Origin of the sequence: Rhodospira trueperi, assembly GCF_900101965.1 — a bacterium.
Taxonomy (GTDB): Bacteria; Pseudomonadota; Alphaproteobacteria; order Rhodospirillales; family Rhodospirillaceae; genus Rhodospira; species Rhodospira trueperi.
Genome location: NZ_FNAP01000002.1, coordinates 242,187 through 265,234, shown reverse-complemented (window position 1 = coordinate 265,234; position 23,048 = coordinate 242,187). Strand labels below are relative to the sequence as shown.

The following is a 23,048-nucleotide window of genomic DNA, read 5'->3' as shown; positions in this document are numbered from 1 at the left end:
CTTCGCCGCCATGTGGCTCACGGTTCGTTCCATTGCCTCGCTGTTGGTCGGGGTGTCCATCATGTTCCTGGGGCAGGGTCTGCTGGGCACCCTGCTGGGCGTCAATCTGGCGGGGACCGATCTGCCTTCGACCGTGAGCGGTCTGGTCATGTCCGGCTATTTCCTGGGACTGGTGCTGGGCTCGCTGTTCGCCATTCACATTATCCGTGGCGTTGGGCACATCCGGGCGTTTTCGGCGCTGGCCTCCATCTTCTCGGCGGCGGCACTCACCCATGCCTATTTCAACGATCCGATCCTATGGGGTGTGCTGCGCGTCATCGCCGGGTTCTGCATGGCCGGCCTGTTGATGTGCACCGAGAGCTGGCTGAACGAGAAGGCGACACGCGAGACCCGGGGGACCGTTCTGTCACTTTACATGATCGCCACCTACCTGCCGCAGGGTCTGGCGCAGTTCCTGTTGCAGGTGGGGGAGACCACCAGTTTCGTGCTCTACGCCCTGGTCTCCATCCTGATGTCGATGGCGCTGGTGCCGGTGGCGCTGACCCGGATGCCGGGACCGGCGCTGCCGACGCCGCGCCGGTTCGGGATCGTCCGCCTGTTCCAGATCTCGCCCACCGGGGTCATGGGTTGCCTGGGCTCAGGGCTGGCCCTGGGCGCGTTCTACGGCGTGGGGCCGCTGTTCGCCCGAAACATGGGGCTGGACCTGTCGAGCACGGCGGCGTTCATGTCGGCGGTCATCCTGGGCGGGCTGGTGCTGCAATGGCCGCTGGGCTGGATCTCCGACCGTTTCGACCGCCGCCCGGTCATCATCGTCGTCAGTCTGGCCATGGCCGCGACCAGTGCCGGACTCGTGGCGCTGGCGATGGGCGACCTGCTAGACATGAGCGACTGGGCCTCGGTGCTCGGCCTGCTGGGGCTGGCGGCCCTGTTCGGTGCCTTGGCCAGCACCCTGTATCCGCTGGCCATCGCCCTGGCCAACGACTGGATCGACCCGCAGGACCTGGTGCCGGCGAGCGGCGGCCTGCTGCTGGCCTACAGCGTCGGCGCGGTGGCCGGACCGATCATCGCCTCGGTGCTGATGGACCTGATGGGGCCGTCCGGGTTGTTCGTTCTGGTGGTCGGCGTCGGCGTCGTTGTGGCGGCCTTCACCTGGATGCGCCTGATGGTCCGGGAATCGGTGCCGATGGAGGAGCAGGCGCCGGTGCAGATGGTGCCGCGCATGACCGCCGTGGCCTATACCATGCTGCCGGACGACGAGGAGGACGGCCAACTGTGCTTCGACTTCGACGCCCCGCCGGACCCGGCGAACGACGCGCCGACCGACGAGGCCGTTCAGGCGGCGTGAGGAAGAGCCGGCCATGACCCGCCGTTCCCGCGCCCCCGCGCCGCCGCCGCCGACCCGGCCGGAGACGCACGCCCGGCTGGCCTCGCACGCGCCGCGGACGTGGCAGCGCATGCTGTCGGGCCGGCGGCTGAACCTGCTCGACCCGTCGCCAATGGACATCGAGATCGGCGACATCGCCCTCGGGCTGGCCCGCAACACGCGCTGGAACGGCCAGACCTCCGGCGCTCACGCCTGGTCGGTGGCACAGCATTCCGTGTTGGTGGTGGACCTCGTCCGCCGTCTGATCGCGCCCCGGCGCGACACCGAACTGGAACTGGCCGCGTTGCTCCACGATGCCTCGGAGTACGTCACCCACGACCTCATCACGCCGCTGAAGGCGGTGGTCGGCGATGTCTTCAAGGAGGTCGAGGACCGCCTGATGGTCGCCGTGCATGTGCGCTTCGGCCTGCCCAGCCGCCTGGACGTGGAGCGCAAGGCCCTGATCAAGCGCGCCGACCTGATCGCGGGGGCGACGGAGGCGGTGCAACTGGCCGGATTTCAGCCCGGGGAGGTGCGCGGCCTTCTGGGAATCAAGGAGAAACCCTGGCCAGACCTGACCCTGACCCCGCTGCCGTCGCGCGACGCCGAACGCCTCTACCTGGAGACGTTCGAGGCCATCGGTGCTAGACTCGCGCTGGAGCGGCGGTAGGGGGTACTTTGGGGAAGTCGGGCACTGTTCTTGGCCTTGTTATGATTTGGAAATGCATAGAGAGGATGTTATGGGTATCGTACAGATTCGCCAAATCCGCGCGCACTTAGAAAAAAACTATATTCCGCATGTCGATATATCAGATGTACTTTCTAAGGGCAAAGAAGAAAAAGAAAAAGCCTCGATTTCACGCGCACTTGCAGCGCTTTCTATTGCGGCAGAGGCGGACGTAGAGCCAGTAGCAGCCTGCAAATCTGTTGTAGATGGGTACGACGATAATGGAATTGATGCGCTCTATTACTCCTCCGGTGACAAGGTGCTCTATATTTGCCAAGCCAAATGGTCTGCTAACGAAGATAAAACCCTGGAAGTCGGTGAGGTTCAGAAGTTTGTTCAAGGGGTCAAAGATCTCTTGAATGCTCATTTTGGTAGATTCAATAAAAAGGTCAAAGACCGAAGAAGGTCAATAGACTTAGCGATAAACGAGGCCCGGAAGATTGCATTAGTAGTAGCGTGCAGCAGTAAGAGTGACCTGAGTAAACACTCTCGCAGAATTATCGATGACGCCGTCAATGAAGTGAATGACACGGGAGAAATAATGTCATTTACATTATTTAAACAGGACAATTTATACTCAATAGTATCCCAAGGAGGAAGGGGTAGCCCAATAAATGTTGATGTAACAATATTTGAGTGGGGCTGTATCACCGAGCCGTTTCAAGCATACTACGGACAGGTCGCCGCTTCTGACGTTGCGAGCTGGGGAGCAAAGCACGGAAACAAGATATTCTCCAAGAACATAAGATCTTTCCTGGGCGGAAACACAAACGTCAATTCAAGCATTGCTCAATCACTACAGAATGGTCCGCAATATTTTTGGTACTTGAATAATGGAATTACCGCCTTAAGCTCAACCGTTATAAAAAAACCTGCAGGCGGCTCGTCGCGGACGTCAAAAACTTTTGAGTGCATTGATTTTCAAATTGTAAATGGCGCTCAGACTTTGGGTGTCCTGAAGGAAATATCTGCTACTGACAGCTCCTCCCTTGATCACGCAAGGGTTCCAATCAAAATCATTTCTCTCGAAAACTGCCCTGACAATTTTGCGATGGATGTTACAAGAGCAACCAATACGCAGAATCGGGTAGACGCACGGAATTTCGTTGCCCTAGACCCAACTCATGAAAGACTCAGAAATGAGTTGCTTATTGATGAGATAGAGTATGAATTCCGGCAAGGAGAAGGAGAGCCAAGGGGTAAGAATCAATTTGGATTAGTAGAGGCGACTGTAGCGCTTGTCTGTTTCCAACACGATGTTACCCTGTGTGTACAAGCAAAAAGGGAGATTGGGAAGATATGGGAAGATCTAGATTCACCAGCATACGTTTCTTTGTTTAATGACGGGCTAACTGGGTCAAAAATGTGGAATGTTGTGAAGCTGCTCCGAATTATCGAAGATATAATCAGAACTAAGAAAGCCGACGACATTGATCATAAAACAAAGCAAATATTGACGCACGGAAATAGGTTTATACCACACATTGTTATGCAGAAGTTGGAAACTAGCGGCGTCGATGACCCGTCTTTTTCCGAGAAAGTCGATTCTTGTAGCATCAGCGCTCTAACGGAACGCGTTATCGATCAAACAGAAACCACAATTAATGCAGATTTTCCCGGCGCCTATATACAAACTCTTTTTAAGAACAACAAAAAGTGTCAAGACATAAAACGCTCTATATTGCGCGGCAAGGACTGAGTCGACACCTGAATTGTTGCGAGCTAGGTCAACCATTGCAACACATTTCCGCTGGAATCATCTACATTCGGTTCGTCGGGACACATGCCGAGTATGACCGCATCGACGCGGAGACCATCTGATGCCGCCCGTGACCGTCCATCCGATCCGCACCGACGCCGACCACCGGGCCGCCCTGGCGCGGATCGAGCATCTGATGGCGGCGGACACCCCGGCCGACGACGATGAACTCACCGTGCTTGCGGCCCTGGTCGAGGACTGGGAGGATCGGCATATCCCCATGGCCCCGCCCGAGCCCCTGGCCGCGATCCGCTTCCGCATGGAGCAGCAGGGGTTGACCCTGGACGATCTGGCGCCTCTGTTGGGCGGACAGGCCCGGGCCGAGGACGTGTTGGCCGGCCGGCGGGACCTGACCGTACCCATGATCCGCGCCCTGCGCGACCACCTGGGGATCCCGGCGGATGTCTTGATCGGCCATGGCCCCGCGTCGGCGGCCTGATCACCCGAACACGCTGACCATCAAGGGGGCTTCATGCCCATCACCCTGCGCCCCCTGACCGGAGCCGACCTGGAGGCCGCGCTGCCTGATCTGGCGCGACTGCGCATGTCGGTGTTCCGCGACTTTCCGTACCTCTACGACGGCGAAGAAGAGTACGAGAAAGGCTACCTGCGCACCTACGCCAAGACGCCGGGCGGGCTGTTGGTGGCCGCGCTGGACGGCGAGCGGATCGTCGGCGCGGCGACCGGGGTTCCTCTGTCGGGCGAGCCCGAGGACATCCGCGCCGCCGTGACCGAGGCGGGCATCGACGTGGCGACCACGTTCTATCTGGGCGAATCGGTGCTGGAGCCGGCCTATCGCGGGCAGGGCATCGGTTTGCGCTTCTTCGAACACCGCGAGGCTCATGCCCGCGCGCTCGGCCACACGCTGGCGGTGTTCTGCGCCGTGGTGCGGCCGCTGGATCATCCGCGCCGGCCGGAGGACTACGCGCCGCTCGACGGGTTCTGGCGTCGACGCGGATACGCGCCGCTGCCGCGCGTGCGCGCCACCTTCACGTGGCGCGACCTGGACGAAGCGGAGGAGAGCCCGAAGCCGATGATGTTCTGGGGCCGGCCGCTGCGGTGATTGGCGCCGACGGTCAGGGGAAATGGGGCGAGTAGTCGGATTTGAACCGACGACCTCTTGGACCACAACCAAGCGCTCTAACCAACTGAGCTATACCCGCCATCACCTTCGGGCCGAAGGGGACGCGCCGGGCGCGCCGGTTCCGGCCAGCGAGGGAACGCGGTGGATAGCTCAAACGCCCGCCGCCGTCAAGATCGCCGAACGGCCCTCTTACGCCACCGTCAGGTTGACCGCGCTTTCCTTCAACTCGGCGCCCAGGCAGCGCTGGTAGTACTCGGCGATCAGCGGCCGTTCGGTCTCGTCGCACTTGTTGAGGAACGTCACCCGGAAGGCAAAGGCGACATCGCCGAAGATGGTGGCGTTCTCGGCCCAGGTCAGCACCGTGCGCGGGCTCATGACGGTGGAGATGTCGCCGCTGATGAAGCCGTTCCGGGTCAGGTCGGCGACCGCCACCATCTGGCCGAGCAGCTTGCGGCCCTCCGCATTGTCGTACTCCGGGCGCTTGGCGGCGGAGATCTCGACCTCGGCGTCGTGCTCCAGGTAGTTCAGGGTGGCGACGATGTTCCAGCGGTCCATCTGGCCCTGGTTGATCTGCTGGGTGCCGTGATAGAGGCCGGTGGTGTCGCCCAGGCCCACCGTGTTGGCGGTGGAGAACAGGCGGAACGACGGGTGCGGCCGGATCACCTTGTTCTGGTCCAGCAGGGTCAGGCGGCCCTCGACCTCCAGCACGCGCTGGATCACGAACATCACGTCGGGGCGGCCGGCGTCGTACTCGTCGAATACCAGGGCGCAGGCGTGCTGCAACGCCCACGGCAGAATGCCCTCGCGGAACTCGGTCACCTGCAGGCCGTCGCGCAGCACGATGGCGTCCTTGCCGACCAGGTCGATGCGGCTGACGTGGCTGTCCAGGTTCACCCGGATGCACGGCCAGTTGAGACGAGCGGCCACCTGCTCGATGTGGGTGGACTTGCCGGTGCCGTGGTAGCCCTGGATCATGACCCGCCGGTTGTGGGCGAATCCGGCCAGAATCGCCAGCGTCGTGTCGCGGTCGAAGCGGTAGTTGGTGTCCAGGTCGGGGACATGCTCGCTCTTGCGCGAGAACGCGGGCACCTGCATGTCCGCATTGATGCCGAAGGCCTCGCGCACCGAGACCGTGGTGTCGGGCGTCGCAAGGGGGGGCTCGGCGGGGATATCCATCAGGGGTCCTCGTGTGTCAGGTGTCTCGAAGGTCGGGCGGAGACTACTGCAAACAGCGCGGCCGTGAAAACGGCTTTCGCGGGTCGGGCGGTCAAGAGACCCGCGCGCGCCTCGGTCCTGGAGCCAAGGTCACCCGTCCAGCGCCGCCAGAAGCACCCGATAAGCCTCACTGACCTTCTTGAAGCGCTCCTCGGCCTGCTTGTCGCCGTTGTTGGCGTCCGGGTGGTGGCGCTTGACCAGGGTCAGATAGCGGGCGCGCAGCTCCTCGCGGCTGACCGGCCAGTCCAGGTCCAGCACGCGCAACGCCCGCGCCTCCTGGCTATCGCGGGTGAAGGGCGAGGCCGCCTCGCGCGCCCGCCGGTCCTCGGCCTGACGGGCGGCCTCGAACACGCCCAGCGGATCGTCCAGCGCCGCCGGATCGATGCGGCGTGGCCCGCCGCCGCCCATGCGCCACGTCGGGCGGTCCCAGATGGTCGAGGTGCGCACCTGGGCCTCGATCTCCTCCGGGCTCATGTCCGCGTAATAATTCCAGGCCTTATTGTAAGCCCGCACATGCTCCAGGCAGAAGTGATAGTAGCTGCCCAGGCTGCGGTCCTTGGGCGCGCGGTACTCGCCCGGCTTGGTGCAGCCGGGCATGTCGCACACGGGGGTTGCGGGCGCCGTCGCGGCCCCCTCGCCCAGTCCCAGTCCGGCGAAGTCATCCGGATCGAACCGCGGGTCGGGCCGGCGGCGGCGGGCGGTGGTGGCGCTCCGAGCGCCGGTCTTCCGTCCGTGTGCGACCATCCCCCCACTATGGTGCCCGACCGGAGGCGTGGCAAGCGTGGGCGGCGCAGGCGATCCTATGTCCGCACGGGTTTTGAGGTAAATCAATGCATTTGGTTTAGAACTATTATAATTACAGAACTGAAGGGGCGGCAGGCCAGCTTCGGGGCCGGCCCGCTTCACCGGTACCAGGACTCTGGAAAGGAATCACCGATGAGGACCTTGATAGCGGCGCTTGCCCTGGCGTCTGTTCCCGTGATCATGACGGCTGGCGTTCAGGCGCAGGGCGTCGACGACACCACTCTGATGGAGGACGCCAACGCTCTGTTCGACCCCATTCCACATGTGGTCCCGGCGGTCGACGACAATGCGGTGACCAAGGAGAAGATCGAACTGGGGCGGATGCTGTTCTTCGATCCGCGCCTGTCGTCCAGTCATCTGTTGTCCTGCAACACCTGCCACAACCTGGCCATGGGTGGGGACGACAACCTTGAGACGTCGATCGGCCATGGCTGGCAGGCCGGACCGCGCAACTCACCGACGGTCTACAACGCGGTGCTCAACATCGCCCAGTTCTGGGACGGCCGCGCCGCCGACCTGAGGGAACAGGCCAAGGGGCCGATCCAGGCCGGCGTGGAAATGAACAGCAAGCCCGATCTGGTGGTCCAGACGCTGCAGTCGATGCCCGAATATGTGGATCACTTCCAGCGCGCCTTCCCGAACGTGGTCGATCCGGTCACCTTCGACAATCTCGCGCGCGCCATCGAGGCGTTCGAGGCCACGCTGATCACCCCCGCGTCTCCCTTCGACCAGTACCTGGAAGGCAACCCGAACGCCCTGACCGCCCAAGAAAAGCGCGGCCTCGTGACGTTCATCGACACCGGCTGTGCCTCCTGCCATGCGGGTGTGAACATCGGCGGTCAGGCGTACTACCCCTTCGGCGTCATTGAGCAGCCGGGGGCCGACATCCTGCCGCTGGAGGACAAGGGCCGCTTCGCCGTGACCGAGACGGCCACCGACGAGTACGTGTTCCGTGCGCCCACCCTGCGCAACGTCGCCCTGACCGAACCCTACTTCCATGCCGGCCGGGTGTGGGACCTACGTCAGGCGGTCGCCGTCATGGGGGTTTCCCAGCTCGGCGAGGAGTTGAATGATCAGCAGATCGACGACATCGTCGCCTTCCTGAAGACCCTGACCGGCGAAATGCCCGACGTGGAGGTGCCGCAGTTGCCTCCCAGCACCGCCAATACACCGCGTCCGACACCGATGACCGACCAATAGACCGGCGTTCCGGACCCGTTCGATACCGAAACCGGGAGCACACCGGGGCGGAGATCTGTGGGGCGGGGACTTTTCCCCGCCCCATCTTCGTTCCGCGCAGCCCGTCGCGACGCGGGAGGGGTCAGGGATCGGACGGGGATTGCGTCGGGCGCGGTCTTGTCCGATATGCTGGGGGCCGATGGTCTCCACAGACGCGAGAGGAGCGGTCCCGGTGATGGCGGCGACGCATGGTATTCCACGGGGCATTCCACGGGCAGCGGAACGGCTGCTGGTGTGGGGGATGGTTCTGGTGGGTCTGGTCATGGCGGCGACGGCGGCCGCCCCGGCGCGGGCGCAGTTGCCCGACTGGACGGCGCCGGGCACCGGCGCCTGGGTCGAAACCCCGGAAGGCCGCGTCCGACTGATCGCCGCGCGCCGCGCCATCAATGACGACTCGGCGGTGCGCCTTGGCCTCGATTTCGACCTCGCCGACGGCTGGAAGGTGTACTGGCGCTCCCCCGGCGATGCCGGTTATCCGCCCTCCATCGACTGGACCGGCAGCGAGAACCTTGAGGACGCCCACCTGCTGTGGCCGGCGCCCCAGCGGTTTTCCGTGTTGGGGATCGAGACCGTCGGCTACGACGGCAGCGTCCTGTATCCCATCGCGGCCACGGTTTCCGACCCGGGCCAAGGCCTGCGCCTGCGGGCCAGCGTGGACTATCTGACCTGCAAGGACATCTGCGTGCCGCGCGCGGTGGCGCTGTCGCTGGATCTGGCGGCGGGTCCCGGCGGGCCGTCGGGCCATGCCCAGGTGCTCAATCGGGCCGAGTCGGCGGTGCCGGGCGACGGCGCCGCCCAGGGCCTGAGCCTGGAGGAGGCGGTGGTCGAGGAGGACGGGTCCGTGCTGCGCGTGGCGGTGCGGGCCGACCCGCCGCTGGCCGATCCGGACCTGTTCGTCGAGGGACCGGAGGGCGCGTGGTTCGGCGCCCCGACCGTGGCCGACGACGGCGCGGACCTGACAGTGTTGTGGACCCGGGCGGGCGGCGTGGACGATCTGCGCGGAGTGTCGCTGACGCTGACCGTGGTGGACGGCGCGCGCGGCCTGGAAGCCAACGTGACGCCCGACCGGGCCACCGGGCCGGCGCCGCTGGCCCCACCCGCCCAGACCGGCGCAGGCCTCACCTTCGCCACCCTGGCCACCATGCTGGGGCTGGCTTTGGGGGGTGGGCTGATCCTCAATCTGATGCCCTGCGTGCTCCCGGTGCTGTCGCTGAAGGTGCTGGGCGTGATGGGCCACGGTGGCGCCAGCCGGTCCCACGCCCGCGCCAGTTTCCTGATGAGCGCGGCCGGAATCATCGCCTCGTTCGTGGCGCTGGGCGGCGCGGCCGTGGCGGTCAAGGCCGCCGGCATGGCGGTGGGCTGGGGCATCCAGTTCCAGCAGCCCTGGTTCCTGGTGGCCATGGTGGTGCTGCTGTCGCTGTTCGCGGCGAACCTGTGGGGCCTGTTCGAGATCGGCCTGCCCGGATGGCTGGCCGATGCCGGCGGCGGCAGCGGGCGTGAGCATGGGTCGCTGTGGGGCGCGTTCGGCACCGGGGCCTTCGCCACCCTGTTGGCCACGCCCTGTTCCGCCCCGTTCCTGGGCACGGCGGTGGGCTTCGCGCTGTCGCGGGGCTGGGTCGAGATCCTGCTGATCTTCCTGACCCTGGGCGTGGGCATGGCGCTGCCGTATCTGCTGGTCGCCGCGCGACCCGGCTGGGCGACCCGGCTGCCCCGGCCCGGACGCTGGATGCTGTGGTTGAAGGGCGTTCTGGGCGTGGCCCTGGCCGGCACGGCGGTCTGGCTGCTGACGGTTCTGGCGGCGCAGGTGCCGCCGCTGGCCGCCGCGTTGGTCGGTGCCTTGATGGTGCTGATGGTGCTGGTGGTGGCGGTGCCCGCCCGGCGCCTGCCGGGACGGCCCGTGCTGGCCGGACTGGCCGCGCTGGCGGCGCTGGCGTTGCCGGCCTGGGCCGACCGGCTGCCCGGCGTGGACGCGCGGCACGCGGCGGGCGAGACGGCATCGGTCGGCGACTGGCGCCCGCTGGATCCGGCCGCCATTCCCGATCTGGTGGCCGGGGGACAGACCGTGTTCGTGGACGTCACCGCCGATTGGTGTGTGACCTGTCAGGTCAATAAACGCATGGTGTTGGATCGATCCCCCATTGCCGAACGGCTGGCGGCTTCCAACATCATTCTGATGCGCGGTGATTGGACCCGACCCGACGACGCCATCACCGCCTATCTCGCCGGCTTCGGCCGCTACGGTATTCCCTTCAACGCGGTGTACGGGCCGTCGGCGCCGAGCGGCGTTCCCCTGCCCGAACTGCTGACCAACGCCGCCGTGCTCAAAGGGATCGAGACCGCCACCGCCGCACCCGGATCGGAATGATCGTCCCCGGGGCCCGTTCCCGACCCCTCGCGGTCATGACCAGGAGACAGACCCATGCCCACCATCCAGGCCGGTGACCGCATGCCCGAGGTCACGCTGTATATGCTGAGCGAGGCCGGCGTCCGTCCCGTCACCACGACGGAACTGTTCGCCGGCAAGACCGTGGTGCTGTTCTCGGTGCCGGGACCGTTCACCCCGACCTGCTCCGAGCAGCACCTGCCCGGCTACATCGCGCACATTGACCAGTTCGCCGCCAAGGATGTGGACGCCGTGGCCTGCGTCGCGGTCGCCGATCCCTTCGTCATGGACGCCTGGGGCAAGGCCAGCGGCGCCGACGGCAAGGTGCTGATGGTTTCCGACGGCAACGGCGCCCTGGCGGAGGCCACCGGCACCGCGTTCGACGGCTCGGCCATGGGCCTGGGGATGCGCTCGCAACGCTATGCGATGGTCGTCCGCAACGGCCTGATCGAGCACCTGTTCCTGGAGGGCGGGCCGCAACTGGCCGTCTCGGGCGCGGATAACGTCCTGGCGCACCTGTAATCCGAAACCTGGATGAACCGTTCTCCTGACACCGCGTTCGGATGTCTGGGCGGCGTTGCGTGATCCCCTGAAACACGCAGTGCGCTAAAGCATTTGATGATGAGGCAAATCGTCGTGGCGATCCGTTCCGGATCGTGCGGGATTTGCTCAGCCCCCAAACGCCCAGCCCCCGCGCCGGGGGCCGACGCGGGGGCTGAGAACGGGCCGGATTGAACCGCTCCGTCGTGCGGTGCGGTTAGGCTGCCTGCTGGTTGATCCCCAGCGTGCTCCAAACGTCGAGCAGGGCGGCCACGAGGTGGTCCATCAGCTCGTCGTCGTGCAGCGGCGTCGGCGTGATGCGCAGACGCTCCGTGCCGCGCGGCACGGTCGGATAGTTGATCGGCTGCACATAGATATGATGACGGGTCAGCAGCAGGTCGGAGGCCTGCTTGCACAGCCCGGCGTCGCCCACCAGGACCGGCACGATGTGACTGACGGAATCCATCACCGGCAGGTTCATCTCGCGCAGGCGGCGTTTCAGGGTGGCGGCGCGTTCCTGATGACGGATGCGCAGTTCGTTGTGTTCGCTCAGGTGCTTGATGCTGGCGCAGGCCCCGGCGGCGATGCCCGGCGGCAGTGACGTGGTGAAGATGAACCCGGCGCCGAAGCTGCGCACGAAGTCCACCAAGTCCTTGTCGCCGGCGATGTAGCCGCCGATGCAGCCGATGGCCTTGCCCATGGTGGCCTGGACGATATCGATGCGGTCGGCCACGCCGTCGCGCTCGGCCACGCCGGACCCGCGCTCACCGTACATGCCGACGGCGTGGACCTCGTCCAGGAAGGTCAGGGCGCCGTGTTTCTCGGCCACATCGCAGATGTCGGCGATGGGCGCGATGTCGCCGTCCATGGAGTACACCGACTCGAAGGCCACCAGTTTCGGGGTGGCTTTCGGGTACTCGGACAGCAGCCGATCCAGGTCCGCCGGATCATTGTGGCGGAAGATCTTCTTCGGGGCGCGGGAATGGCGCACGCCCTCGATCATGCTGTTGTGGTTCAGGGCGTCGGAGAAGATGACCAGATCCGGAATCTGTTGGCCCAGGGTCATCAGCGTGGTCAGGTTGGCCACGTAACCGCTGGTGAAGACCAGGGCCGACTCCTTCTGGTGCCAGTCGGCCAGCACCTCTTCCAGCATGACGTGATGGTGCGTGGTGCCGGAGATGTTGCGCGTGCCGCCGGCCCCGGCACCGCACTGGCTGACGGCGTCGGCGATGGCGCCGACGACCTCAGGGTGCATCCCCATGCCCATGTAGTCGTTGGAACACCAGATGGTGACCTCGTGGGTCTCCCCGTCGCGGTGATTGATGGCTTTCGGGAACTTGCCGGTGCGGCGTTCCAGGTCACAGAACACGCGGTACCGCCCCTCCTCGCGCAGATCACGCAAACGGTCCGCGAAATAGCTCTTGTAATCCATCGGTGACGTCCTCTCGGTCAGACGGGGTCCCGATCCACGTTGCGACCAAATCCCTCGGCGCGGAAAGTAACTCTTCAGCGTTGGTCATGGCAACGACAGCCGGGGAGTATTGCAAAAGTTTTAGGGAGATTAGCGTCTTCACCGACCCGGGTTCCGGCCGGTGCCCCGAACGCGCGGCTCTTCCTAGGCCGGCAGCAGCCCCTCGGCCCGACACCAGGCCAATGTGTCGTCCAGGGCGAGCGCGACTCGATCCACCATGGTGTCGATCTCCTCCTCGGTGATGACGAGCGGCGGCGAGAACGCCACCGTGTCGCCGATGACGCGGGTGATGATTCCGCGCGCATGCAGGTGCAGCCCCATCGCCGGCCCCACCCCCTGGGCGGGATCGAACGGCCGGCGGGCGGCCTTATCGCGGCTGAGTTCCACCCCACCGATGAGGCCGACGCCGCGCGTCTCGCCCACCAGGGGATGGTCGGCCAACCCGCGCAGGCGCTGTTGCAGGCGCGGGCCGACGGCGGCGGCGTGGGCGAACACGTCGCGTTCCTTGTAGATGGCCAGCACCTCCAGCGCCACGGCACAGGACACCGGATGGCCGCCATAGGTAAAGCCATGGCCGAACATGCCGATGCGCCCGGCGTTGTCGCGGATCGGGGCATACACCCGCTCGTTCAGCATCAAGGCGGCGATGGGCAGATAGCCGGACGACATCTGCTTGGCACAGGCGATCATGTCCGGCTGAAGCCCGAACGTCTGGCAGCCCCACGCGTTGCCGGTGCGGCCGAAGCCGCAGATCACTTCGTCGACCACGAACAGGATGTCGTGACGCTTCAGCACGGCCTGGATTTTCTCGAAGTACGTCGGTGGCGGCACGATCACGCCGCCCGCGCCCATCACCGGCTCGGCGAAGAAGGCGGCGATGGTCTCCGGTCCCTCGGCCTGGATCAGCGCCTCCAGGTCCTCGGCGCAGCGGGTGGCGAAGTCCTCCGGGCTCTCGCCCTCGGCGCCGAAGTGGTAGGGGTGCGGACAGGTGGTGTGCAGCACGCCGTCCATCGGCAGATCGAAATCGCGGTGATTGAACGGCAGCCCGGTCAGGCTGGCGCTCGCCACCGTGACGCCGTGATAGGCCTTGGTGCGGCTGATGATCTTCTTCTTTTCCGGTCGCCCCAACGCGTTGTTGTAGAAGCGGATCAGCTTGATCGCGGTGTCGTTGGCCTCGGAGCCGGAGTTGCAGAACAGCACCTTGGACATCGGCACCGGCGCCATGGCGATCAGGGCCTCGGCCAGGTCGATGCCGGGCGTGTGCGCCTTGCCCCCGAACGGATGATAGAAGCCAAGCCGGCGAAGCTGGTCATAGGCCACGCGGGCCACCCGCTCCTCCGCCGCGAAGCCCAGGGACGTGCACCAAAGGCCGGCCAGCCCCTCAATGTAGTCCTTGCCGTCCTCGTCGAAGACGCGCACGCCCTCGCCCCGGTCCACGATCATCGGACCGTTGGCCTCGTGGGCCACGGGGTTGGTGTAGGGGTGCATCTGGTGGCGAACATCGCGCGCGGCGGCCGAATTGGGACGCTGAAACGGGGTCATCGCGGACTCTGTCTCTCCGGATGGCGGCACGCGCCCGCGCCGGGGCGTGCCGGTTTTGGGGGTCGATCTGATCCGACCACCTGAGGGGGGACGCGATGGGGAGTCAAGTAAAATTGACACAGAGAGGCCGCGTTTGTCACGGGCACGCCCCGGGACGCGGCAACACGAACGCGCCCCCGCACGTCGAAATAGAAAACCCCCCGGCCGATGAGGCGACCGGGGGGGTGAGATCCTGAAAGAAGGAGAAGACCGCGCGAAAAGCGCCCGCCTACCGTTTGATTCGGATCAGTTCCTCCAGCATGTCGTCCGACGTGGTGATGATCTTCGCCGCCGCCGAATAGGCGCGCTGGGTGGTGATCATGGTGGTGAATTCCTCGCCCAGATCGACGGTCGAGGCTTCCAGAGTCGCCTGCGCGACCGACGCGGCCCCGGCGGAGCCGGCCTCGCGCACCACCGGCAGGCCGGAGGTGTCGGTCTGCTGGAACACGTTGCCGGTCAGCGCGTTCATGCCGTTCGGGTTCACGAAGGTGGCCACCGGGATCATGAAGATCGGGGCCTGCACGCCGTTGTCGAACAGGGCGGTGACGATGCCGTTATCGGACACCGAGATGCCCGCATAGTTGCCGAACCGGTTGCCGTTCTGGGTGACGTAGTTGAGCTGATAATCACCGGCAAGCTGCTGCATGCCGTCGGTGGCGTTGTAGTTGCCCCAGAACTGGGTGATGGCGGGCCCACCCGGAGGCGCGGACGACCCGTCCATGTCGAGGGCACCGTTGGCCCAGTTGATGTTCATGGTGGTGCGCGGGTCGTTCTCGATCGTCTCGTCGTAGCCGAAGATCGTATCCACGGTACCGTCGCCGTTGAAGGTGATGCCACTGGCGTTGGCGTTGATCCAGGAGCCCTGCCACGTGCCGCTCGCAGCTGTCAGCGCCGGGATACCATACGATTCATCCTGAATCACCGCCGGGTCGGCACCGCTGTTGATGGTCAACGAGGAGGCATTCACGGTGATGGTGTCGGCCTCGCTATACTGCCGGATCAGGATGCTGTTCTCGCCGGCGATGCGTTCGGCCCAGTTACTCGGCGAACTCTTGCCGGTGGAATCGGCGACACTGCCGGTGGCGCCGCCATGCTCGGCCAGGGCGAGGACCTGAAGGTCCTCCTCGATCAGGCTGGACAAATCGTCCAGCATCTCGGACAGCGTGGTGAAGGTGTAAGGCCCGCTACTGGCACCATTGCTGCTGGAAACCTCATCCACAATTCCGTCACCGCCAGTGGAGTCAGTGAACGTGTATGTATAGGTGGTGGTGCCATCATCGATGGTCATCGTCGTCGAACCACCGGCAGCGACTTGCGGGATGTCCGTGAAATCGAGACGCCCGGCACTGTAATAGGTGCTGCCATCCTGGGCCGTCATGTTGATGTACTCGCTGCCCGCCGGCGGCATGGCATCAACGTCCCACGTGTTCTGGTCGCGCTTGGTCCAGGAATAGAGCAGGTTGTGCGAACTGCCGAGGCTGTCGAAGATCAGCGCGGCGGTCTTTTCGGTCCTGCCGATGGGGGCGTCCTTCGGCAGGTTGGCGCCGAGGGAGAGGGTGGAGGTCCCACGGGCCGTGCCGCCGATGGTGTTCAGGTTCAGCGGCTGCATGTTGACGCTGTCGACGGCGTTGTCGTTGATGTAGAAGAGGTCGCCGTTGTCGTTGCGATACGCCTTCATGTACGTATCGTTGTTGTAGGTCACCGTCGAGGCGGACGTCGTGCCGTCCCACGTCTGCAACGGCCAGCCCTGGAGGTAGTAGCCGGAGACGTTGCGCAGGTAGCCGTCCTTGTCGACCTTGAACGATCCGGCGCGGCTGTAGGCATAACCTGAGGGTTCGATCGCCTGGTCGGAGACGACGAAGAAGCCCTGCCCCGACAGGCCGAAGTCCGTCGACGACGTGGTGGCCTGCAACAGCCCCTGGATGTCCACGTTCATGCGCGGCGCGGACTGCACGCCGCCCGGCGAATACTGGGTCAGCGATACCTGGGCCGTCACCAGGGTCTGGAAGTTGACCTTCGTACCCTTGTAGCCAACGGTGTTGACGTTCGCGACGTTGTCCGAGATCGCGCCCATGGCGCTGGACTGCGACTGCAATCCCGACACGCCCGAGAACAAGGCTCCGTAAAGCGACATCGGTCTTCTCCTTGATGTTCCCATTCAGGGGCGCCCCGGACGGGTCATCCCTGGGGCGGGGTCCGGGCACGTGTCCGGCCCGGTTCGTTGGCGGTGGCCGGCGCGCCGGCCTGCAGGCATCAGGTCGTGGTGGTGTCGTCCCCGGTATCGTCGCCGGTGTCGTCGCCGGTGTCGTCCCCGGTATCGTCGCCGGTGTCGTCCCCGGTATCATCGCCGGAGATGTCATCGCCGCTGTCCACATCGTCCAGCGGCAGCGACTCGAACACGCCCAGCACCTTGTCCATGTCGACGGACAGATCGCCGATGGCCAGGAATGTGGAGGTGCCGTCCGCAGCCATGCCGGTGACCTTGCCGAGGGACGTCGTCCACGTCTCCAGGGTTTCGTCGTCGGCGGCGTCCTCGCTCTGGACTGTGGAGACCTCCAGGACATAGACCCCGTCCTCGACCGGGTTGCCAGTCTCGTCGGTGCCGTCCCAGGTGATCTTGTGCAGACCGGCCAAGGGGTCGCCGGAGAAGGTCCGCACGATGTCGCCGGACGTGTCCTTGACGTTGATCGTGACCTTCTCGGCGTCGCCGGACAGGCCGTAGGTGAACACGGCCATGCCGTCGTCCAGCATGACCTTGTCCGTCTCCACCTCGATGTAGCTGCCGAGGTAGCTCACGGCCATGGCCTGCTGGGTCTTGACGTTGGAGGCCAGCAGCGCCTCCAGATTCTCGTTCTGGTAGATCTGCTGCTCGACCTGGGCGAACTGCACGAGCTGGTTGGTGAATTCGGTGGAGTCCATCGGGGACAGCGGGTCCTGCGCCTGCAGCTGGGCGGTCAGCAGCGTCAGGAAGCTGTCCAGGTCGTTGGCCAGCTTCTGCTTGCTCTGCGCGGACTTGCCCTGCACCAGACCGGCGGCGGCAACCGAGTCAACCATGGGATCCTCCCTCTAGGCGAGCACGCTGTGGCCGCCCCGCGCCTTGGCGGCGGCCTGAATGATGGATTCCACGTCCGGCGGGGCATCGTCGGCCATCCCCTCGCCGCCCGCGCCGTGGCCCTGCGACCCGGGGCGGCCGGCGGCGGCGCGACCACGGTCGCCCTGGGCCGCCGTGCCGTCACCGCGCAGTCCGAACTGGATGCCGCCGTTCTCGGTTCGCAGCCCGGCGTCGTTCAGGGCGCGTTCAAGACCGCGCACGTCCCGCTGCAACAGGTCCAGGGTCTCGGACTTGTCCACGGTGACCTGGGCCGAGACCCGTCCGTCGGAGCCGAAGTCCAGCTTCACTTCGACCCGGCCCAACGTCTCCGGATGCAGCTTGATGGTGATCCGGTCCATGCCGCGATTGGCGGCCTTGGAGATGTTGACGCGCAGTTGCTCGACCACCCGGCGGGCCTGGGGATCGGGGCGCGCCTGCTCGGCCGCCTGTCCCTGCTGTCCCTGTCCGGCGCGGCCGACCTGATCGGCGAAGCTGCCGGAGCCCGACGCGCTGTCGCCCCCCCCGGAGGTGGTCGCGGCCGTCGGCGCGGCGCTGCCCCGCGCGCTGCCCTGGGACTGCGCGTTCATTTGGCCCTGGCTCTGGTTCTGAGCGGAGGCGCGGCCGATGTCGATCTTGAGCGCCGCATCGGCGGCGCGCCCCCCGGTGACGACCCCGGCCGGTTCACCGGTGCGCGCGTCGGTACCCGCCTGACCGAGACCGGCGGCCGCCCCCTGAGCGGCGGTGCAGGCCTGGGCGGCGGCCTGAGCCTGCGCGGTCTGCGCCTTGGCCTCGGCGGCGGCGGCGTTCTGCTCGGCGATGCTGGGGGTCGACGCCCCCTTGCCGGTGGCGTTGCTGACGAAGCCCTCGCCCTGTGCCTTGGCGAGCCCATCCATGACCTGCTGACGCAGCGCCGCCGCGCCGGTCAGGTCGCCGGACGGGCGGTTGGCCTGATTGGCCGTGGTCTGAGTCGCGGCGGCGGTCTGGTCGGCACCGGTTGGCCGGGCCGTCTCCCTCACCGTCACCTTCACCTGCATCGGGGTGTCGGACTTGACCTTGTCGGCCAGGGCGTCGGCCTGGGCGCGGGCAGCATCACCGCCGGTGGTGGTGGCGGCTGTCTGCGCCGTTGCGGCATCGGCCCCGGTGGCGCCGGTCTGAGCGGTCTGCGCCGTGGCTGCGCGCGCGGCGGCGGTATTGGCGCCCGTCTGCTGGCCCGTGCCGCCGTTGAGGCCGGTGCCCGACGATCCGCTGGCGCCCGGCTGCGCGGTCTCGCCGACCTTGTGGGCGGCGGTGCGCGCGGCGGAGGCTGCGGCGGCGGCGGCGGTCTGGGTCTTGGCCTGTGCGGTGGCGTTCGCGGCCGTGCCGGCGACGGAGTCGGACTGACCCTCGCCAGTCGCAACGAGGACGGCGGCGGCGTCCGCCGCCACCGTTGCCTCGGCCGCCGGCGTGCCGGACGCGGCCGCCTGCGCTTCGGCCGGTTGCGTTTCATCCCCATCGGCGGCGGCCTGATCCGATTCCCGGTCGGTCTCGGCGGCATCGGCCTCCCGGGCCTTGCGGTCAGACGGCGCATCGCCCTCGACATCGTCGGCCTCGGCATCGGCATCCCGCGCCGCGTTCGTCTCGTCGCGGGGTCGATCTTCCCGCTCCCGCGCCGGCGGCGCGACCGGACGCGCCTCATCGGCGTCCGTGTCGAACAAGGCTTCGGAGAGGGGGGCGGCCGACACGAATGCCGTTGTATCGGGTGCGATCACGCTTCCCATCACCGCAGCGAACAGCGCCTCGGCGGAAGGGTCCGACGCCTTGCGGCTCGCGCCGCCGGAGGCCGACGAGGCGGTGTTGGCGGTTGCGCTGTAACCGGCGGCAACGCTAGCGATCTCCATGGCGGCCATCCCGTGGGCTGCTGGGACGGTCCGGCCGGCCCCGGCGGATCACAACGGATCCACGCACGCCGGACGAACCACATCGCCCTCTTGGCTCGCAAACGCCGGGCCAGATTGCCCGGATGATCGCACCACTCTGATATGTAAGGAAAAAAAGAGCCGCCACGGATCGTGGCCGCGGGGCGAGGGCACGGTCACGCCGTGGCGAGACGTGCCCGGGGCAGGACTTGCAGCGCGCCCCCGGCAACTTCTGCCGGGCTCCGCCGACCGGCGGGCCTCAGGTTGCGGCGCGGATGCGGTCCATGTTGGCGCCCAGGTAGCCGTCCACCGTCTTGCCAAGAACGTCCAGATGTTCCGAGAAGAAGTGGTTGGCCCCGGGGATGACGGTATGATCCACCGTGATGGTCTTCTGCGCCGACAGCTTGGCCGCCAGCTTGGCCACGGACGCCTCCGGCACGATGTCGTCGCTGTCGCCATGCACGATCAGGCCGGAGGAGGGACACGGCGCAAGGAACGTGAAATCCTGCCGGTTGGCCGGCGGGGCCACGGAAATGAACCCGCTGATCTCCGGCCGGCGCATCAAGAGCTGCATACCGATCCAGGCCCCGAAGGAGAACCCGGCCACCCAGCAGTGCCCGGCATCCGGATTGACGGCCTGAAGCCAGTCCAGCGCGGCGGCGGCGTCGGAGAGCTCGCCCTGGCCGTTGTCGAACGTGCCCTGGGAGCGACCGACGCCCCGGAAATTGAACCGCATGACCGAAAAGCCCCGGCGGGAAAACACATGATACAGGGTGTAGACCACCTTGTTGTTCATGGTCCCACCCTGTTGCGGATGCGGGTGCAGGACAATCGCGACCGGGCCGCCGGGCGCCCTGTTGTGGTGATAGCGGCCTTCCAGGCGACCTTCGGGGCCGTTGAAAATGACGTCGGGCATGGGGAGCGGCGCAATCCGTGTTCAAGAGGAAACCGAGGCAAGGGCTTTCAAGGCGGGTCGGTTCAGGGATGACCGTTCGTCGTCCTACGCCAGTGGCATCGATAATGTAAGGGAGTCGGGTATCGTTCCGCGTGTGAAAACATCGCGGAGTCGGGATGCGGGCCCGGGCACGGGATCGGACGACCGTCGATCCGGCCCCGCGCGTTCCAGCCCGGTGTCGGGAGGACAGGAAACGACGCGGGCCGTTTCTTGACCGGGTTGCTCGGATACCATACTATCCTCCGAACGTGCCGGCCATCGTCGGCCGGGCTGGACGAAACGAAACCGGTCACTTGGCGTTTCCCGTCCCGGGGCAGGCCGGCGGGGCCTTCGGGGGATGGCTCGGACGGGCGGGCCCCCAGGGACCGGACTCTCGAAAGCCGGGACGCCGAACCGGGACGCCGACAGTGTGCGGAAACCGGCAAGGGTGCCGATGTCGGGCGCGTTCCGGCGGCACTCTAGCACACGTCACCGCAAGGATTTCAAGCATCATGCCGTTCGCCAGACTGCGGGAAGACATCAGAACCATCCTGGAGAAGGACCCGGCCGCGCGGTCCGGGATGGAGGTTCTGTTCTGTTATCCCGGCCTGCACGCGGTGATGTTCCACCGGATGTCCCATCCGCTGTGGCGGCGGGGCTGGCGGTTCCTGCCCCGGCTGATCTCCCATCTGGGCAAGATGCTGACCGGCGTGGAGATCCACCCCGGCGCCACGCTCGGGCGGCGGTTGTTCATCGACCACGCCACCGGTGTGGTGATCGGCGAAACCGCCGAGGTGGGCGACGACGTCACGCTGTACCACGGGGTCACCCTGGGCGGCACGTCGCTGCACAAGGGCAAGCGGCACCCGACTCTGGAAAACGGCGTCATCGTCGGCTCCGGCGGACAGGTGCTCGGTCCCATCACCGTCGGCGCCGAGGCCCGCGTCGGGGCCAACGCGGTGGTGTTGTCCGACGTGCCGTCCGGCGCCACCGTGGTGGGCATTCCCGCCCGCATGGTCCGCCGCGACCATGTGGATGCCGAGCATCATTGCGAATTCCAGGCCTACGGAACGCCCGTGGGCGGCGTGCCCGACCCCGTGGCCCGGGCCATCACCGGCCTGACCGAACGCGTCGGACGCCTGAAGGCCCGGGTGGACGAACTGGAAGATCAACTCGCGAAAACCGGGGTCAGCAGCGGAACCGCCGTGTCCGACACGGCGGATCGGGACGCTCAGCCGCCCATCCCGTTGCGGCCGGAAGGCCCTGACGGCAGCACCGAACGGCCGTCCGAACGCCGGGCCGTTGGCGGATGAGGGACGCCGCGGTCTCGGGTCGGACCAGGGAATCAGGATCGGGGCGGTCGTCGCCCTTGACTGAAAAGGAGGGTAAGGGGTGAGGCTCAGCACCAAGGGGCGTTATGCGGTGATGGCGATGGCCGATCTGGCCGTCCACTCACAGAACAAGCCGGTGGCGCTGGCGGATATCGCGGAGCGTCAGGAAATCTCGCTGTCCTACCTGGAACAGCTGTTCGGACGGCTGCGCAAGGGCGGCTTGGTCAAGAGCGTGCGCGGCCCCGGGGGCGGCTACATGCTCTCGCGGCCGGGCGCGGATATCCGTGTATCCGACATCATCCTGTCGGTGGACGAACCGATTCAGACCACCCGCTGTTCGCCGGGCACCCCGGCGGGGTGTCACAACAACAAGGGGCGCTGCCTGACTCACGACCTTTGGGAAGAGCTGGCCAACCAGATCTACCTTTACCTCAGTTCGGTTTCGCTGGAGGACGTCACGGAGCGCCGCGTCCTGGGCACCAGCGGGCTGATCCAGGGGTTCGAGTCCACCGCCGCGCAGTGACCTCGTCCCCCGCCGTCTACCTGGACCACAACGCCTCGACCCCGCTGCGGCCGGAGGCTGCGGCTGCCATGCGCGAGGCCCTGACGGTCACCGGCAATCCGTCCTCCGTGCATGCTCACGGCCGCCGGGCACGCGCCCTGATCGAGGACGCCCGCGAGGCGGTGGCCGCCCTGGTGGGCGTGACACCGGGGCGCGTCGTGTTGACCAGTGGCGGCTCCGAGTCCAACGCCCTGGCCCTGACGACCCTTGGCGCGGATACGGCGCCCCGCCTGTGCTCGGCCGTCGAGCACGACTCGGTCCTGGCCTGGGTGCCCGAGTCGAACCGCGTCGCTGTGACCGCCGACGGCGTCCTGGACCTGGAGGGGCTGGACCGGGCGCTGTCCGCCGCGCCCGCGCCGGGCCTGTTGTCGGTCATGCTGGCCAACAACGAGACCGGAGCCGTGCAACCGGTGGCGGAGGCGGCGCGGCTGGCCCGCGCGCGCGGCTGGCGGGTCCACTGCGACGCCGTCCAGGCGCCGGGGCGGATGCCCGGTGTGTCTCCCGATGATCTCGGCGTCGACCTGACGACCCTGTCGGCGCACAAACTGGGCGGCCCGGCCGGCGTTGGAGCGCTGATCGTGGCGGACGGCCTGACGCTGGCACCCCTGGTGCGCGGCGGCGGACAGGAACGCGGCCGGCGGGCCGGCACCGAGCCCCTGGTGTCCATCGCCGGCTTCGGCGCCGCCGCCCGTGCCGCGACGGAGTCGCGGACCACGGAGCCGGCCCGTTTGGCGGCGTTGCGCGACCGACTGGAGGCGGGCCTGCGCGCCGCCACGCCCGGACTCGTCATCCACGGCGCCGGCGCCGCCCGCCTGCCCAACACCACCTGCGTCGGCCATCCCCGCATCGCCGCGCCCACCCTGCTGATGCGGCTGGACCTGTCCGGCGTATCGGTCAGCGCCGGGGCGGCGTGTTCATCCGGCAAGGTCACGCCGTCCCATGTGCTGCGCGCCATGGGCGTGGACGAGGCCGCCGCCAGCCGGGCCGTGCGCATCAGCCTGGGATGGTCCACGACCGAGACCGACGTGACCCGCTGCCTGGAGGCGTGGACCCTGGCGGCGTGATCGCG

19 protein-coding genes and 1 tRNA gene are annotated in these 23,048 nt (G+C 66.6%); 11 read left to right on the top strand and 9 right to left on the bottom strand.

Annotated features, from left to right (window positions below):
* The first annotated feature begins 10 nt into the window (after positions 1-10).
* From BLS85_RS04510 to BLS85_RS04490, 5 genes are all read left to right on the top strand, one after another.
* Positions 11-1,345, top strand: coding sequence for an MFS transporter (locus tag BLS85_RS04510; protein ID WP_092782759.1), 1,335 nt, complete (start codon positions 11-13; stop codon positions 1,343-1,345).
* Positions 1,346-1,358: 13 nt separating this feature from the next.
* Positions 1,359-2,033, top strand: coding sequence for an HD domain-containing protein (locus tag BLS85_RS04505; RefSeq protein WP_092782757.1), 675 nt, complete (start codon positions 1,359-1,361; stop codon positions 2,031-2,033).
* Positions 2,034-2,103: 70 nt separating this feature from the next.
* Positions 2,104-3,789 carry an AIPR family protein gene (locus tag BLS85_RS04500; RefSeq protein WP_176793365.1) on the top strand — a complete coding sequence of 562 codons (1,686 nt, stop codon included), beginning with the start codon at positions 2,104-2,106 and terminating at the stop codon, positions 3,787-3,789.
* Positions 3,790-3,910: 121 nt separating this feature from the next.
* Positions 3,911-4,288: a helix-turn-helix domain-containing protein gene (locus BLS85_RS04495; RefSeq protein WP_092782751.1), complete on the top strand. Its 378-nt coding sequence runs from the start codon at positions 3,911-3,913 to the stop codon at positions 4,286-4,288.
* A gap of 33 nt (positions 4,289-4,321) precedes the next feature.
* Positions 4,322-4,912 (top strand): GNAT family N-acetyltransferase, encoded by a 591-nt coding sequence (locus tag BLS85_RS04490; RefSeq protein WP_092782748.1) that lies wholly within the window; start codon positions 4,322-4,324, stop codon positions 4,910-4,912.
* A 23-nt stretch (positions 4,913-4,935) separates the two neighbouring features.
* Here the strand turns inward: BLS85_RS04490 and BLS85_RS04485 are convergent.
* From BLS85_RS04485 to BLS85_RS04475, 3 genes are all read right to left on the bottom strand, one after another.
* Positions 4,936-5,012, bottom strand: a tRNA-His gene (locus BLS85_RS04485).
* Between the two features lie 110 nt (positions 5,013-5,122).
* Positions 5,123-6,109: a cobaltochelatase subunit CobS gene (gene cobS / locus BLS85_RS04480; RefSeq protein ID WP_092782745.1), complete on the bottom strand. Its 987-nt coding sequence runs from the start codon at positions 6,107-6,109 to the stop codon at positions 5,123-5,125.
* Between the two features lie 129 nt (positions 6,110-6,238).
* The gene (locus tag BLS85_RS04475; protein ID WP_092782742.1) at positions 6,239-6,892 is read right to left on the bottom strand and encodes a J domain-containing protein; all 654 of its coding nucleotides are present in this window, start codon (positions 6,890-6,892) and stop codon (positions 6,239-6,241) included.
* Between the two features lie 192 nt (positions 6,893-7,084).
* On the opposite strand from BLS85_RS04475, the gene BLS85_RS04470 reads away from it, so the two are divergent.
* The 3 genes from BLS85_RS04470 to BLS85_RS04460 all read left to right on the top strand — a co-directional run bounded on the left by BLS85_RS04470 (position 7,085) and on the right by BLS85_RS04460 (position 11,096).
* Positions 7,085-8,152: a cytochrome-c peroxidase gene (locus tag BLS85_RS04470; RefSeq protein WP_092782739.1), complete on the top strand. Its 1,068-nt coding sequence runs from the start codon at positions 7,085-7,087 to the stop codon at positions 8,150-8,152.
* Between the two features lie 214 nt (positions 8,153-8,366).
* Positions 8,367-10,556 (top strand): protein-disulfide reductase DsbD family protein, encoded by a 2,190-nt coding sequence (locus BLS85_RS04465; protein ID WP_245699074.1) that lies wholly within the window; start codon positions 8,367-8,369, stop codon positions 10,554-10,556.
* Between the two features lie 54 nt (positions 10,557-10,610).
* A complete protein-coding gene (locus tag BLS85_RS04460; RefSeq protein WP_092782736.1) occupies positions 10,611-11,096 on the top strand; it encodes a peroxiredoxin in 486 nt (161 codons plus the stop codon).
* A 235-nt stretch (positions 11,097-11,331) separates the two neighbouring features.
* On the opposite strand, the gene hemA is transcribed toward BLS85_RS04460, so the two are convergent.
* The 6 genes from hemA to BLS85_RS04430 all read right to left on the bottom strand — a co-directional run bounded on the left by hemA (position 11,332) and on the right by BLS85_RS04430 (position 20,068).
* On the bottom strand, positions 11,332-12,546 hold the full coding sequence (gene hemA, locus BLS85_RS04455; RefSeq protein ID WP_092782733.1) for a 5-aminolevulinate synthase: 1,215 nt from the start codon (positions 12,544-12,546) through the stop codon (positions 11,332-11,334).
* A gap of 183 nt (positions 12,547-12,729) precedes the next feature.
* Positions 12,730-14,127 carry an aspartate aminotransferase family protein gene (locus tag BLS85_RS04450; protein ID WP_092782730.1) on the bottom strand — a complete coding sequence of 466 codons (1,398 nt, stop codon included), beginning with the start codon at positions 14,125-14,127 and terminating at the stop codon, positions 12,730-12,732.
* Between the two features lie 268 nt (positions 14,128-14,395).
* A complete protein-coding gene (locus BLS85_RS04445; protein ID WP_245699073.1) occupies positions 14,396-16,282 on the bottom strand; it encodes a flagellar hook protein FlgE in 1,887 nt (628 codons plus the stop codon).
* Positions 16,283-16,419: 137 nt separating this feature from the next.
* Positions 16,420-17,220, bottom strand: a complete 801-nt coding sequence (locus tag BLS85_RS04440; protein WP_092782724.1) for a flagellar hook assembly protein FlgD — start codon at positions 17,218-17,220, stop codon at positions 16,420-16,422.
* 12 nt (positions 17,221-17,232) lie between these two features.
* Positions 17,233-19,134: a flagellar hook-length control protein FliK gene (locus tag BLS85_RS04435; RefSeq protein WP_143027088.1), complete on the bottom strand. Its 1,902-nt coding sequence runs from the start codon at positions 19,132-19,134 to the stop codon at positions 17,233-17,235.
* 277 nt (positions 19,135-19,411) lie between these two features.
* Entirely contained in the window at positions 19,412-20,068 is a 657-nt protein-coding gene (locus BLS85_RS04430; protein WP_092782718.1) for an alpha/beta hydrolase, read from the bottom strand.
* 530 nt (positions 20,069-20,598) lie between these two features.
* Here BLS85_RS04430 and cysE point away from each other — a divergent pair.
* From cysE to BLS85_RS04415, 3 genes are all read left to right on the top strand, one after another.
* Positions 20,599-21,399 (top strand): serine O-acetyltransferase, encoded by an 801-nt coding sequence (cysE, locus tag BLS85_RS04425; RefSeq protein WP_092782715.1) that lies wholly within the window; start codon positions 20,599-20,601, stop codon positions 21,397-21,399.
* Between the two features lie 79 nt (positions 21,400-21,478).
* Positions 21,479-21,940: an Rrf2 family transcriptional regulator gene (locus BLS85_RS04420; RefSeq protein ID WP_092782712.1), complete on the top strand. Its 462-nt coding sequence runs from the start codon at positions 21,479-21,481 to the stop codon at positions 21,938-21,940.
* Positions 21,937-23,043 (top strand): cysteine desulfurase family protein, encoded by a 1,107-nt coding sequence (locus BLS85_RS04415; protein WP_092782709.1) that lies wholly within the window; start codon positions 21,937-21,939, stop codon positions 23,041-23,043. The genes BLS85_RS04420 and BLS85_RS04415 overlap by 4 nt, the downstream gene beginning before the upstream one ends.
* Positions 23,044-23,048 lie beyond the last annotated feature (5 nt).